Consider the following 12,742-nt stretch of genomic DNA (forward strand, 5'->3'; position numbering starts at 1 on the left):
AAAAAAACCGCTCTTTCGAGCGGTTTTTGTTTTTAGCGCATCTGACGATTACTCGTCGTTGCCACCTAGGTTGCCCGCATTCAGCAGTTCTGCAAGGCTTGCAGAAGCATCTTCAGCAGTCACCTGAGGTACAACAGGCACTTCGCCCGCAGCACGACGGCGCATACGATCCTGGTGGTACGCGTAACCGGTACCGGCCGGGATCAGACGACCCACGATAACGTTCTCTTTCAGGCCGCGCAGTTCGTCACGTTTACCCGCAACGGCTGCTTCGGTAAGCACACGAGTAGTCTCCTGGAACGATGCCGCGGAGATGAAGGACTCGGTTGCCAGAGAGGCTTTGGTGATACCCAGCAGGTCACGTGCGAAGGACACGTTGATTTTGCCGTTCGCTTCCAGTTCGCGGTTAGCGATCTTGACGCGAGAGTATTCAGCCTGCTCACCTTCCAGGAAGTCGGAGCTGCCTGCGTTAACGATGGTTGCTTTACGCAGCATCTGACGCACGATGACTTCGATGTGTTTATCGTTAATCTTAACGCCCTGCAGACGGTATACGTCCTGCACTTCGTTAGTGATGTAACGGGTCACAGCATAGACGCCACGCAGACGCAGAATGTCATGCGGAGATTCTGGACCATCGGAAACCACGTCACCGCGCTCTACGCGTTCACCTTCGAACACGTTCAGCTGGCGCCACTTCGGAATCATCTCTTCGTAAGCATCGCTGCCGTCTAACGGAGAGATAACCAGACGGCGTTTGCCCTTGGTTTCTTTACCGAACGAGATGATCCCGCTGATTTCAGCAAGGATAGCAGGCTCTTTCGGACGACGTGCTTCGAACAGGTCAGCAACGCGTGGCAGACCACCGGTGATGTCCTTGGTACCGCTGGATTCCTGAGGAATACGCGCCAGGGCGTCACCAGAGTGAATCTGAGTGCCATCTTCCAGCTGAACAATCGCTTTACCCGGCAGGAAGTACTGAGCTGGCATATCTGTACCAGGGATCAGAACGTCGTTGCCCTGAGCATCAACAATTTTCAGTGCCGGACGCAGATCCTTACCACCCGCGGTACGTTCTGCAGAATCCAGAACAACCAGAGATGACAGACCTGTCAGTTCGTCGGTCTGACGAGTAATGGTCTGGCCGTCGATCATGTCAGTAAAGCGGATGAAACCACTTACTTCAGAAACGACTGGCATGGTGTGCGGATCCCAGTTTGCTACGGTTTCGCCCGCTGCAATCTGCTCGCCATCACCTTTCGCCATTACCGCACCGTAAGGAACTTTATAGCTCTCTTTAGTACGACCGAATTCGTCAATCAGCTTCAGTTCGGTGTTACGTGAAGTCACTACCAGTTTACCGGTAGAGTTCACAACGGACTTAGCGTTGCTGAGCTTGATGCTACCTTTGTTCTTAACCTGAATGCTTGATTCAGCCGCAGAACGGGATGCCGCACCACCGATGTGGAACGTACGCATCGTCAGCTGTGTACCAGGTTCACCGATGGACTGTGCCGCGATAACCCCGATAGCTTCACCCTTGTTGATGATGTGACCACGTGCCAGGTCGCGACCGTAGCAGTGTGCACAAACGCCAAAGTCAGTTTCGCAACCTACTACGGAACGTACTTTTACGCTGTCAACAGAGTTAGCTTCTAACAGGTCACACCATTGCTCGTTGAGCAGGGTGTTACGCGTTACCAGGATGTCTGCGGTGCCAGGCTTGAGCACGTCTTCAGCCGTAACACGGCCCAGAACGCGGTCGCGCAGCGGTTCTTTAACGTCGCCACCTTCGATAACCGGAGTCATCAGGATGCCTTCGTGAGTACCACAGTCATCTTCGGTTACGACCAGATCCTGCGCGACGTCAACCAGACGACGAGTCAGATAACCGGAGTTAGCTGTTTTCAGTGCGGTATCCGCCAGACCTTTACGAGCACCGTGCGTGGAGATGAAGTACTGGAGTACGTTCAGACCTTCACGGAAGTTCGCGGTGATTGGCGTCTCGATGATGGAACCATCTGGTTTCGCCATCAGACCACGCATACCTGCCAGCTGACGAATCTGTGCTGCAGAACCACGCGCACCGGAGTCGGCCATCATGTAAATGCTGTTGAAGGAAACCTGCTGCTCTTCTACGCCGTCACGGTTAATAACGGTTTCGGTTTGCAGGTTATCCATCATCGCTTTGGATACACGATCGTTCGCCGCAGCCCAGATATCGATAACTTTGTTGTAACGCTCGCCCGCGGTAACCAGACCAGACTGGAACTGTTCCTGAATCTCAGCAACTTCTGCTTCGGCTTCAGAAATGATCTCAGTTTTCTTCTCTGGGATGACCATGTCATCAATACCAACAGATGCACCTGAACGCGCTGCGTAAGCAAAGCCGGTATACATTGTCTGGTCAGCGAAGATAACGGTCGGCTTCAGGCCCAGGATGCGGTAACAGGTGTTCAGCATCTTGGAGATCGCTTTCTTGCCCAGCGCCTGGTTGACGATGGAGAAAGGCAGACCTTTCGGTACGATCATCCACAGAATCGCACGACCAACGGTGGTGTCGATAATGCTGGTTTTCGCAACGAACTCGCCGCTTGCATCTTTTTCATACTCGGTGATACGCACTTTTACACGCGCATGCAGAGAGGCCAGGCCAGCGCGGTAAATACGCTCAGCTTCTTTAGGACCAGTCAGCACCATGCCTTCGCCTTTCGCGTTAACACAGTCACGGGTCATGTAATAGAGACCCAATACAACGTCCTGAGAAGGAACGATGATTGGCTCGCCGTTCGCAGGTGACAGGATGTTGTTGGTAGACATCATCAGCGCACGCGCTTCCAGCTGAGCTTCAAGCGTCAGCGGAACGTGTACTGCCATCTGGTCACCATCGAAGTCGGCGTTATAGGCCGCACAGACCAGCGGGTGCAGCTGGATAGCTTTACCTTCGATCAGTACTGGCTCAAATGCCTGGATACCCAAACGGTGCAGGGTTGGTGCACGGTTCAGCAGTACCGGGTGTTCGCGGATAACTTCGTCCAGGATATCCCAGACTACAGCTTCTTCGCGCTCAACCATTTTCTTCGCGGCTTTAATGGTGGTAGCAAGACCACGCAGTTCCAGCTTGCCGTAGATGAACGGTTTGAACAGCTCCAGGGCCATTTTCTTCGGCAGACCGCACTGATGCAGACGCAGGTATGGACCTACGGTGATAACAGAACGACCGGAGTAGTCAACACGTTTACCCAGCAGGTTCTGACGGAAACGACCCTGCTTACCTTTGATCATATCGGCCAAAGATTTCAGAGGACGTTTGTTAGAACCGGTGATCGCACGACCGCGACGGCCGTTGTCCAGCAGCGCATCTACCGCTTCCTGCAGCATACGTTTTTCGTTACGTACGATGATGTCAGGCGCGGCCAGATCCAGCAGGCGTTTCAGACGGTTGTTACGGTTAATGACGCGACGATACAGATCGTTCAGGTCAGAAGTCGCGAAGCGACCACCATCCAGCGGTACCAGCGGGCGCAGATCTGGCGGCAGAACCGGCAGAACCGTCAGGATCATCCACTCTGGCTTGTTACCAGACTGAACGAACGCTTCCAGCAGCTTGATACGCTTGGTCAGCTTTTTACGCTTGGTTTCGGAGTTGGTTTCGTTCAGCTCTTCGCGCAGCGTTTCGCACTCTTGCTCCAGATCCATGCTCTTCAGCAGGGCCTGAATAGCTTCCGCACCCATCTTCGCGTCGAATTCGTCACCGAACTCTTCCAGCGCATCCAGATACTGCTCTTCAGTCAGGATCTGACGACGCTCGAGGTTGGTCATCCCGCCTTCGATCACAACATAAGATTCGAAGTACAGTACGCGCTCGATATCACGCAGCGGCATATCTAACAGCAGGCCGATACGGGATGGCAGAGATTTCAGGAACCAAATGTGCGCAGTTGGGGAAGCCAGTTCGATGTGGCCCATACGCTCACGGCGTACTTTAGTCTGGGTCACTTCAACGCCGCACTTCTCACAAATCACGCCACGGTGTTTTAAGCGCTTGTACTTACCGCACAGGCACTCATAGTCTTTTACTGGCCCGAAAATACGGGCACAGAACAGACCGTCACGTTCTGGTTTGAACGTACGGTAGTTAATGGTTTCCGGCTTTTTAACTTCACCGAACGACCATGAACGGATCATGTCTGGCGATGCCAGAGCAATTTTGATCGCATCAAACTCTTCGGTCTTAGTTTGCGCTTTCAGAAACTTAAGTAAGTCTTTCACGGATTAGCTCCCGTCGGAGTGAGACTTCTCAGAGACGTCCGGTGTGACCCGGACATCCTGTAACCAGTACAGCAGATGCGAGTAATTACTCGTCTTCCAGCTCGATGTTGATACCCAGCGAACGGATCTCTTTCAACAGTACGTTGAAGGATTCCGGCATGCCTGGTTCCATCTGATGATTACCGTCTACGATGTTCTTATACATCTTAGTACGGCCGTTCACGTCATCAGACTTAACAGTCAGCATTTCCTGCAGGGTATATGCAGCACCGTATGCTTCCAGTGCCCACACTTCCATCTCACCGAAGCGCTGACCACCGAACTGAGCCTTACCACCCAGCGGCTGCTGAGTAACCAGGCTGTAAGAACCGGTAGAACGCGCGTGCATTTTGTCATCAACCAGGTGGTTCAGTTTCAGCATGTACATGTAACCTACGGTTACCTGACGCTCAAACTGCTCACCGGTACGGCCGTCGAACAGGGTAATCTGACCAGAAGATGGCAGACCGCCAAGTTGCAGCAGCTCTTTGATTTCTGACTCTTTAGCACCGTCGAAGACCGGAGTCGCGATCGGCATGCCTTTTTTCAGGTTTTCAGCCAGGCGCAGAACTTCATCGTCGGTGAAGGTATTCAGATCAACCTTCTGACGAACGTCTGTACCCAGGTCATACGCTTTCTGGATGAATTCGCGCAGCTTGGCAACTTCTTCCTGCTTCTTAAGCATGGCGTTGATCTTCTCGCCGATGCCCTTCGCAGCCATGCCCAGGTGGGTTTCCAGAATCTGACCGATGTTCATACGAGATGGTACGCCCAGCGGGTTCAGTACGATGTCTACCGGCGTGCCGTGTTCATCGTAAGGCATATCTTCGATCGGGTTGATCTTGGAGATAACACCTTTGTTCCCGTGACGACCTGCCATCTTGTCACCAGGCTGAATCTGACGTTTAACGGCCAGATACACTTTCACGATTTTCAGCACGCCAGGTGCCAGGTCATCGCCCTGAGTGATTTTGCGGCGCTTAGCTTCGAGTTTCTTCTCAAACTCGTGCTTCAGCTCGTCGTACTGCTCCGCCAGCTGTTCCAGCTGGTTTTGCTTCTCTTCGTCAGTCAGACCCAGTTCCAGCCAGCGGTCACGTGGCAGCTTGTCGAGCTTCTCAGCTTCAACGCCGCCAGCAACCAGTACCGCATGGATACGGGCAAACAGGCCAGCTTCAAAGATCTGCAGTTCTTCAGTCAGGTCTTTCTTCGCCTGCTTCAGCTGCATCTCTTCGATTTCCAGCGCGCGCTTGTCTTTTTCCACACCATCGCGGGTGAAGACCTGCACATCGATTACGGTACCGGAAACGCCGTTTGGTACGCGCAGAGAAGAGTCTTTAACGTCAGACGCTTTCTCACCGAAAATGGCACGCAGCAGCTTCTCTTCTGGGGTCAGCTGGGTTTCACCTTTCGGCGTTACCTTACCAACCAGAATGTCGCCACCGGTCACTTCAGCACCGATATAAACGATACCGGATTCATCCAGCTTGGAGAGCGCTGCTTCACCCACGTTAGGGATGTCGGCGGTGATCTCTTCTGGCCCCAGCTTGGTGTCACGGGACACACATGCCAGTTCCTGGATGTGAATAGTAGTGAAACGATCTTCCTGAACAACACGCTCGGAAACGAGGATGGAGTCTTCGAAGTTGTAACCGTTCCACGGCATGAACGCTACGCGCATGTTCTGGCCAAGCGCCAGTTCACCGAGGTCAGTAGACGGACCGTCTGCCAACACATCGCCGCGTTCAATTGGTTCGCCCAGAGAGACACACGGCATCTGGTTGATGCAGGTGTTCTGGTTAGAACGGGTGTACTTAGTCAGGTTGTAGATGTCGATACCCGCTTCGCCGGCATGCATCTCGTCTTCGTTAACTTTGATAACGATACGGGAAGCATCAACGTACTGAACGGTACCGCCACGTTTGGCTACGGCGGTAACACCGGAGTCAACGGCTACAGCACGTTCCATACCGGTACCAACCAGCGGCTTATCAGCACGCAGAGTAGGAACCGCCTGACGTTGCATGTTCGCACCCATCAATGCACGGTTGGCATCATCGTGTTCCAGGAACGGGATCAGGGATGCACCGACGGAAACCACCTGCTGGGTGGAAACGTCCATGTAGTCAACCTGGTCGTTGCTGAACAAGCTTGATTCGCCTTTGCTACGGCAGGTAACCAGGTCGTCTACGAAACGGCCTTCTTCGTCCAGGTTGGTGTTCGCCTGAGCGATAACATAGTTACCTTCTTCGATAGCAGACAGATAATGAATTTCGTCTGTTACCAGGCCATCAACTACGCGACGATACGGGGTTTCTAAGAAGCCGTATTCGTTGGTCTGTGCATAAACAGACAGGGAGTTGATCAGACCGATGTTCGGGCCTTCTGGCGTTTCGATTGGACATACACGACCGTAGTGGGTTGGGTGTACGTCACGTACTTCGAAGCCTGCACGCTCACGGGTCAAACCGCCCGGGCCGAGTGCAGAGATACGACGCTTGTGCGTGATCTCAGACAGCGGGTTGTTCTGGTCCATAAACTGAGACAGCTGGCTGGAACCGAAGAACTCTTTCACTGCCGCAGAGATTGGCTTGGCGTTGATCATATCCTGAGGCATCAGGGTATCCAGATCGCCCAGGGACAGACGCTCTTTCACCGCACGCTCAACACGTACCAGGCCAACGCGGAATTGGTTTTCCGCCATTTCGCCTACGGAACGGATACGACGGTTGCCGAGGTGGTCGATATCATCGACTTCGCCCTGACCGTTACGGATACCGATAAGCTTACGCATCACTTCGATGATGTCGTCTTTGCTCAGGATGCCTGAACCTTCGATTTCATCACGCAGCAGAGAACGGTTGAACTTCATACGACCAACCGCGGACAGATCGTAGCGGTCTTCGGAGAAGAACAGGTTCTCGAACAGGCTTTCAGCCGCTTCGCGAGTTGGTGGCTCACCAGGACGCATCATGCGGTAGATCTCAACCAGCGCGCTTAAGCGATCGTTGGTTGGGTCGACGCGTACGGTCTCAGAGATGTACGGGCCGTGATCCAGGTCATTGGTGAACAGCGTTTCGATACGCTTGTGACCAGACTGGCTCAGCTTGGCCAGCAGATCCAATGACAGCTCCATGTTCGCCGCGCAAATCAGCTCGCCGGTAGAGGTGTCAACGTAGTCTTTAGCCGCGACTTTGCCAGCAATGTACTCAACCGGAACTTCGATAAGCTTAATATCATCTTTTTCCAGCTGACGAATATGGCGCGCGGTGATGCGGCGGCCTTTTTCGACATAGATCTTGCCGTCAGCTTCGATATCAAATGATGCGGTCTCGCCACGCAGGCGCTCCGGAATCAGTTCCATCTGCAGCTTGTTGTCACGGATTTCGAAATTAACTTTCTCAAAGAACAGGTCAAGGATCTGCTCAGTGGTGAAGTTCAGTGCGCGCAGAATGATGGTCGCAGGCAGTTTGCGGCGACGGTCAATACGCACGAACAGGTTGTCTTTCGGGTCGAATTCGAAATCCAGCCAGGAACCACGGTAAGGGATGATACGTGCGTTATACAGCACCTTCCCTGAAGAGTGGGTTTTACCCTTGTCACTATCAAAGAATACGCCCGGGCTACGGTGCAGCTGAGAAACGATAACGCGCTCAGTACCGTTGATAACGAACGTACCGTTGTCAGTCATGAGTGGAATTTCACCCATGTAGACTTCTTGTTCTTTGATGTCTTTTACGGTGCCTTCTGGCGCTTCACGCTCGTAGATCACCAGACGCAGTTTTACACGCAGCGGAGCAGAATACGTCACGCCACGGATCTGACACTCTTTGACATCGAAAACTGGTTCGCCAAGACGATAGCTGACGTACTGCAGTTCCGAATTGCCGCTGTAGCTCTGGATTGGGAACACGGAACGGAAAGCTGCTTCCAGACCGTACTGCCCTTCAGGATCTTGCTCGATAAACTTCTGGAACGAGTCAAGCTGGATAGAAAGGAGATAAGGAATGTCCAGAACTTGTGGACGCTTTCCAAAATCCTTACGAATACGTTTTTTCTCGGTATAGGAGTAAACCATAGGGTTCCTCAGCTCGCTGACAAGTCGACCCATCTGCCCGACGGAGGGACAGTTTGTGCAACACTATTTTGTGGACCGGAAAGTGGAACACATTCCGCAATACCTGTTTCTATCACTCTTAAACCATTTCGCTACGCTTTACTCCGGAACTCCCGGCGTAGAAAGTCGCAGTATATTAAGTCGTCGATAGAGACAAGCATTGAAAGGTAACCAGCAGCCAAACAGTGTGAAACGCGACTGGTACCCTACAGCGCAAAAAGGCTGGTGACTAAAAAGTCACCAGCCATCAGCCTAATTACTTAGGCTGCAACCGGAAAGGTTGGCTTATTTAACTTCAACTTCTGCGCCAGCTTCTTCCAGAGCTTTCTTCAGAGCTTCAGCGTCATCTTTGCTGATGCCTTCTTTGATTGCACCAGTAGCTTCTACCAGGTCTTTAGCTTCTTTCAGACCCAGGCCAGTTGCGCCACGTACTGCTTTGATAACAGCAACTTTGTTAGCGCCAGCGCCTTTCAGAATAACGTCGAACTCAGTTTTTTCTTCAGCAGCTTCAGCTGGGCCTGCAGCAACAGCTACAGCAGCAGCAGCGGAAACACCGAATTTTTCTTCCATTGCAGAAATCAGTTCAACAACGTCCATTACGGACATAGCGGATACTGCTTCAATGATTTGATCTTTAGTGATAGACATAACAATTGTTCCTGAAAATCAGAATTAGTTTATACGTAAGCAAATGCGTTAGAAAAGAGAGTGCGATTAAGCAGCTTCTTTCTGATCGCGTACAGCAGCCAGAGTGCGAACCAGTTTGCCTGCAGAGGCTTCTTTCATGGTTGCCATCAGGCGTGCGATTGCTTCTTCGTAAGTTGGCAGAGTTGCCAGGCGATCGATCTGGGCCGCCGGGATCAGCTCACCTTCAAAGGCTGCAGCTTTAACTTCGAATTTTGCATTCGCTTTCGCGAAATCTTTGAACAGACGAGCAGCAGCGCCCGGGTGTTCCATAGAGTATGCAATCAAAGTTGGACCAACAAACGTGTCTTTCAGGCATTCAAACTGAGTACCTTCAACGACGCGGCGCAGCAGGGTGTTACGAACAACACGCATGTAAACGCCAGCTTCACGACCTGCTTTACGCAGTTCAGTCATTTTATCTACGGTAACGCCACGGGAATCCGCAACAACCGCAGACAGCGCGCCTTTGGCTACTTCGCTGACTTCAGCAACAATCGCTTGTTTGTCTTGAAGATTTAAAGCCATTAGCTTTGCTCCTGGATATTAGCCGGGGTAACCCCCGGAACTCACTTCACTCATCACCAAAACGATAATGAGCGTCGACATACGGTGAGCAGAAACAAGCCAAAGACTATCCAAAAATATTCTTCAGGTTCTGTCACCGTCTACGCAGGAAATTAAGCCTCTTGCGAGACGCCTGCGGTCTTGGACGGAGGCCTGGATAAGGCCAGGCTCCAACCGAAAATTCTGTGTGCCCTGCAAGCAAGGCAACGGGCGTAAGATTTTAGACCAATCTCACGCCCGCGTAAAGCAGCGATTATTAGTTCGCTACCGCGTTCAGACCAGACTGGTCGATCACAACACCTGCACCCATAGTGGTGGACAGGCTAACTTTCTTAATGAAAACGCCTTTCGCCTGAGAAGGTTTAGCTTTTTTCAGCGCAACCAGCAGGGATTCCAGGTTTTCTTTCAGTTTGTCAGCGTCAAAGTCCACTTTACCGATGGTAGTGTGAATGATGCCGTTTTTGTCGTTACGGTAACGAACCTGACCAGCTTTAGCGTTCTTAACCGCTTCAGCAACGTTAGGGGTTACAGTACCAACTTTCGGGTTAGGCATCAGGCCACGTGGACCCAGAACCTGGCCCAGCTGGCCAACAACGCGCATTGCATCAGGAGATGCGATAACAACGTCGAAGTTCATTTCGCCTTTTTTGATCTGGTCAGCCAGATCTTCCATACCTACCAGCTCTGCGCCTGCAGCTTTAGCAGCTTCAGCGTTAGGGCCCTGGGCAAATACGGCTACGCGAACGGAACGGCCAGTACCGTGCGGCAGTACAGTTGCACCACGTACGTTCTGGTCAGATTTACGAGCGTCGATGCCGAGGTTCACAGCAACGTCAACGCTTTCTACGAATTTAGCAGTGGCCAGCTCTTTGAGCAGAGCAACGGCTTCGTTGATGTCGTACTGTTTGGTCGCATCAACTTTGTCACGGATCACGCGCATGCGCTTGGTCAGTTTAGCCATTTCTTAATCCTCCACTACCAGGCCCATGGAACGAGCAGTACCTTCGATGGAGCGAGTCATCGCTTCAACGTCAGAACCAGTCATGTCCGCAGCTTTGGTTTCTGCGATTTCACGCACCTGAGCACGGGTCACTTTACCCACTTTGTCTTTGTTCGGCTTACCGGAACCAGACTTGATGCCAGCAGCTTTCTTCAGCAGAACAGCAGCCGGTGGGGTTTTAGTAACGAAAGTGAAAGAACGGTCAGCGTAAACGGTAATAACAACCGGAATTGGAAGACCTTTCTCGATGGAATCAGTTTTTGCGTTGAACGCTTTACAGAATTCCATGATGTTAACACCCTGCTGACCCAGTGCTGGACCAACCGGTGGACTTGGGTTCGCCATACCAGCTGCAACCTGCAGCTTGACGTAGGCTTGTACTTTCTTAGCCATCTAAATTTCCTCTAGTGGGTTATAACGCCTCGATGAGGCTCCCCGTGAATAAATCGTTTTATGTGTACAGGACACATAAAAACAAAAGGCGCGAAATTGTATGCCAATCTCGCGCCCTGTGCAACGATTAATCGCTGCTTTTACAACCTGGCTGTTACGCCTTTTCGACCTGGGCAAAATCCAGTTCGACCGGAGTAGCACGACCGAAGATAGATACAGAAACCTTCAGGCGGCTCTTTTCGTAATCTACTTCTTCCACTACACCGTTAAAGTCAGCAAATGGACCATCGCTAACACGGACCATCTCACCCGGTTCGAACAGCGTTTTAGGACGCGGCTTATCTCCAACCTGCTGCAGGCGGTTCATAATCGCATCAACTTCTTTATCGCTAATCGGTGCCGGACGGTCAGACGTGCCGCCAATGAAACCCATAACGCGTGGAACGCTACGCACTAAGTGCCAGCTCGCGTCGTTCATAACCATCTGGACCAGCACGTAGCCCGGGAAGAATTTACGTTCGCTTTTGCGACGCTGGCCACCACGGATTTCGACCACTTCTTCGGTCGGTACCATGACTTCGCCAAACAGCTCTTCCATGTTATGTAATTTGATGTGCTCGCGCAGCGAAGTCGCTACACGGCCTTCAAAACCGGAAAACGCCTGAACGACGTACCAACGCTTTTTAGGGGCTTCAGACATCTCAGAACCTCAGGCCAGTAATAAAAGAAACCAGACGGACTAAAATACCGTCCAGGCCCCACAAAATCAGTGACATTACAGCAGTTACTGCCGCCACGATTAAGGTGGTGTGCAATGTTTCCTGGCGAGTCGGCCAAATCACTTTACGTACTTCGGTTCTCGCTTCACGAGCGAAGGCGACAGTTGCTTTGCCTTTCGTCGTCAACAGCGCGACACCGCCCGCTGCAGCAATCATAATAACCACTGCCAGGGCACGCAGAGGCAAGGTCACATCACGATAAATGTAGTTGCCCACGATTGCTAAAATCAGCAGAACGGCAACAACCAGCCATTTCATCGTTTCCAGGCCGCGCCCGCTTCCGTGAGCTTCGGTATTCGCACTCATAAACCAACCTGTCACAATAAATCAGACAAACATTTTTGCCCCGCAGGCGCGAGGCAAACCAAACCGAATTGCTCTTTACAGGCGCTACTCGGTATCAGCGCCATCTTCAGAGCCTGTCTCAGCAATGATTATGAGTAAAAAATCACTGATGAGCCAGGTTCTGGGTCGAGAGCGTACAAAAAGGGCATCAAATGATGCCCTTTTCTTGCGCATTGCGTCAAATGTTATCAGCGATTAAGCGATAACTTTAGCAACAACGCCAGCACCAACGGTACGGCCGCCTTCACGGATTGCGAAACGCAGACCGTCGTCCATCGCGATTGGGTGGATCAGGGTAACAACCATTTTGATGTTGTCGCCCGGCATTACCATCTCTACGCCTTCTGGCAGTTCGATGGTACCAGTCACGTCAGTTGTACGGAAATAGAACTGTGGACGGTAGCCTTTGAAGAACGGAGTATGACGGCCGCCTTCGTCTTTGGACAGGATATAAACTTCAGATTCGAACTGGGTGTGCGGCTTGATAGAGCCTGGCTTAGCCAGAACCTGACCACGTTCGATTTCTTCACGTTTGATACCACGCAGCAG

9 protein-coding genes are annotated in these 12,742 nt (G+C 52.0%); all 9 read right to left on the minus strand.

The features are described 5' to 3' along the window. Positions 1-48 precede the first annotated feature (48 nt). Positions 49-4,272 carry a DNA-directed RNA polymerase subunit beta' gene (gene rpoC / locus AAE045_RS22085; RefSeq protein ID WP_202308001.1) on the minus strand — a complete coding sequence of 1,408 codons (4,224 nt, stop codon included), beginning with the start codon at positions 4,270-4,272 and terminating at the stop codon, positions 49-51. Positions 4,273-4,357: 85 nt separating this feature from the next. Further along, positions 4,358-8,386, minus strand: a complete 4,029-nt coding sequence (rpoB, locus tag AAE045_RS22090; protein WP_455549526.1) for a DNA-directed RNA polymerase subunit beta — start codon at positions 8,384-8,386, stop codon at positions 4,358-4,360. Between the two features lie 324 nt (positions 8,387-8,710). Next, on the minus strand, positions 8,711-9,073 hold the full coding sequence (rplL, locus tag AAE045_RS22095) for a 50S ribosomal protein L7/L12 (protein ID WP_202308006.1): 363 nt from the start codon (positions 9,071-9,073) through the stop codon (positions 8,711-8,713). Between the two features lie 66 nt (positions 9,074-9,139). After that, entirely contained in the window at positions 9,140-9,637 is a 498-nt protein-coding gene (gene rplJ, locus AAE045_RS22100) for a 50S ribosomal protein L10 (protein WP_124025482.1), read from the minus strand. 295 nt (positions 9,638-9,932) lie between these two features. Then, positions 9,933-10,637, minus strand: a complete 705-nt coding sequence (gene rplA / locus AAE045_RS22105) for a 50S ribosomal protein L1 (protein ID WP_455549527.1) — start codon at positions 10,635-10,637, stop codon at positions 9,933-9,935. A gap of 3 nt (positions 10,638-10,640) precedes the next feature. After that, a complete protein-coding gene (rplK, locus tag AAE045_RS22110) occupies positions 10,641-11,069 on the minus strand; it encodes a 50S ribosomal protein L11 (protein WP_121268269.1) in 429 nt (142 codons plus the stop codon). Between the two features lie 154 nt (positions 11,070-11,223). After that, entirely contained in the window at positions 11,224-11,769 is a 546-nt protein-coding gene (nusG, locus tag AAE045_RS22115; protein WP_002438628.1) for a transcription termination/antitermination protein NusG, read from the minus strand. A 1-nt stretch (position 11,770) separates the two neighbouring features. After that, entirely contained in the window at positions 11,771-12,154 is a 384-nt protein-coding gene (gene secE / locus AAE045_RS22120; RefSeq protein WP_202308012.1) for a preprotein translocase subunit SecE, read from the minus strand. A gap of 234 nt (positions 12,155-12,388) precedes the next feature. After that, on the minus strand, positions 12,389-12,742 hold a 354-nt coding region (locus tag AAE045_RS22125), incomplete at its 5' end, for an EF-Tu C-terminal domain-related protein (protein WP_455549528.1).

The sequence above is a fragment of the Dryocola clanedunensis genome, from assembly GCF_038405435.1.
Classification (GTDB): Bacteria; Pseudomonadota; Gammaproteobacteria; order Enterobacterales; family Enterobacteriaceae; genus Dryocola; species Dryocola clanedunensis_A.

Coding starts and splice junctions, on each gene's coding strand:
- rpoB (WP_455549526.1), bottom strand. CDS start 8,386: ATGGTTTACTCCTATACCGAGAAAAAACGTATTCGTAAGGATTTTGGA.
- rplL (WP_202308006.1), bottom strand. CDS start 9,073: ATGTCTATCACTAAAGATCAAATCATTGAAGCAGTATCCGCTATGTCC.
- rplJ (WP_124025482.1), bottom strand. CDS start 9,637: ATGGCTTTAAATCTTCAAGACAAACAAGCGATTGTTGCTGAAGTCAGC.
- rplA (WP_455549527.1), bottom strand. CDS start 10,637: ATGGCTAAACTGACCAAGCGCATGCGCGTGATCCGTGACAAAGTTGAT.
- rplK (WP_121268269.1), bottom strand. CDS start 11,069: ATGGCTAAGAAAGTACAAGCCTACGTCAAGCTGCAGGTTGCAGCTGGT.
- nusG (WP_002438628.1), bottom strand. CDS start 11,769: ATGTCTGAAGCCCCTAAAAAGCGTTGGTACGTCGTTCAGGCGTTTTCC.
- secE (WP_202308012.1), bottom strand. CDS start 12,154: ATGAGTGCGAATACCGAAGCTCACGGAAGCGGGCGCGGCCTGGAAACG.